The 1,972-nt window shown below is 74.4% G+C and carries 2 protein-coding genes; one reads left to right on the forward strand and one right to left on the reverse strand.

Translation table 11 applies throughout. The annotated features are described in order from the left end of the window. The coding region (locus tag E1193_RS31275; protein WP_243707986.1) for an RDD family protein at window positions 1–936 on the reverse strand (936 nt) is incomplete at its 3' end. A gap of 41 nt (window positions 937–977) precedes the next feature. On the opposite strand from E1193_RS31275, the gene E1193_RS31280 reads away from it, so the two are divergent. Next, window positions 978–1,972 (forward strand): stage II sporulation protein M (locus tag E1193_RS31280; protein ID WP_132186720.1); only part of this gene is annotated, 995 nt, incomplete at its 3' end.

Here is a 1,972-nt window from a genome sequence, read left to right on the forward strand (position 1 = left end):
CAGCCCGGCCGGGGGCGCGGGCACCGAGGGGCGCGGGATCGACGGCTGCGGGGCCGGGTTCAGCTCCGGCCACAGCCCGGCGGTCACCGCCCGGGTACGGCGTAGCCGCAGGGCTCCCCGACGGTTCCGTTCGGCCAGCACCGCGGCGAGGATCAGCGGCTCCGGTACGCCCCGCGGCGGGGGCGGGGAGGTCACCGCCGCCACCTCGCTCCACAGTCCCTGTGCCAGCCGGGTCCGGGACGGCTCGGCGAATCTGCTCGCCCGGGTCAGATACTGCCGTACGGCCAGCGCCAGCGCGTCGTCCATCCGGGTCAGGTCCAGCGTGACCGCCCAGCCGGCCAGCGGCGGAATGATCATCGGGGCGGGTCGCCACGACTGTGCCGTGCGGGTGTGCACCACCATCGTGCCGGCCACCAGGTCGCCCAGTCGTCGCCCGCGTCGGTCGGTCAGCATCACCGTCACCCCGGCCACCCAGCTCAGCAGGGGCAGCACCAGGCCGGGCCACTCCACGGCCACCCCGACCAGCGCCCGGGTCAGCGACTGTCGCAGCCCGACCGGGCCGCCGTCGGCGCTGACCACCTGCACGCCGACGGCCATCTTGCCCGGCGTACGCCCGTGGCAGAAACGCTCGAAGAGCACCGGGTAGCCGACCAGCACGAACACGAGGAAGACCGTCGCGAGGCCCTCGAAGAAGGCGCCGTCGACCAGCCCCGAGGGCAGCAGCTGCGCCGCCAGCGCGCTCAGCGGGATCGCCAGCAGCACCGCCAGCACCGCCTGGGCGACGATGTCCAGCAGCAGTGCCAGCACCCGGGAACCGAGTCGGGCGGCGCGTACGTCCAGCTCGACGGCCTCGCCGCTGACCAGGCTGGCGTCGGCCCAGGCCGGGGCACGGCCGGCCGTGCCGGTCGGGGCGGGCACCGGTGGTTGCGCGGTCACCCGCACAGTGAACACTATGAGCGCCGGACGGGGGAGGACGAGTGGATCTCGACGCGTACGTCGCCGAGCACGAACACGAGTGGCGGCGGCTGGACCAGCTCTGCGGCCGGCGCCGGCCGGACGCCGACGAGATCGACGAGATGGTCGCGCTCTACCAGCGCGCCGCCACCCACCTCTCGGCGCTACGCAGCCGATCGCCCGACCCGGCCCTGGTCAGCCGCCTCTCTCAGCTCGTGCTGCGGGCCCGGGCCCGGATCGCCGGACGGCGTGGCCCGTCCTGGGCGGAGGCGGGCCGGTTCCTGACCGTCGGCTTCCCGGCGGCGGTCTATCGGGCGTGGCCCTGGTGGTGCGCGGTGTCGACCGGCTTCACCGCGCTCAGCTTCTTCCTGATCTGGTACGTCGCCGGTAACCCGGAGACCGCTGCGGCGTTCATCGGCCCGGAGGCGGCGGCCGACCTCGTCGACTCCGGCTTCGCCGGCTACTACACCGAGTTCTCCGCGCCGACCTTCGCCTTCCACCTCTGGACGCACAACGCCTGGATCGCGGCCCAGTGCCTGGCGTCCGGGGTGCTCGTCGTGCCGGTGTTCTACCTGCTCTGGCAGAACGCGCTCAACGTCGGCGTGGTGGGCGGGGTGATGGTCTCCTACGGTCGGGCCGACGTCTTCTTCGGCCTGATCACCCCGCACGGGCTACTCGAACTGACCGGGGTGTTCGTCGCCGCCGGGGTAGGGCTGCGGACCGCCTGGGCGTGGATCTCGCCGCCGCCGCACCTGACCCGGGGGCGGGCGGTGGCCGAGGTGGGACGCTCGGCGATCCTGGTCGCCGTCGGCCTGGTCGGGCTCTTCGCCGTCTCCGCGTTGCTGGAGGCCTTCGTGACCCCGGCGCCGGTGCCGATCGTGCTGCGCGTGGGTGTCGGCGCCGCCGTCTGGCTGGGCTTCCTCGCGTACGTCGTCGTCCTCGGCCGCCGTGCGGTCCTCGCCGGGTCCGCCCGCGCCGAGCGCACCGACCCCTGGCTGGCCGAGCTCCGGCCCTCCTC

It is taken from the genome of Micromonospora sp. KC606 (assembly GCF_004348675.1).
GTDB lineage: Bacteria > Actinomycetota > Actinomycetes > Mycobacteriales > Micromonosporaceae > Micromonospora.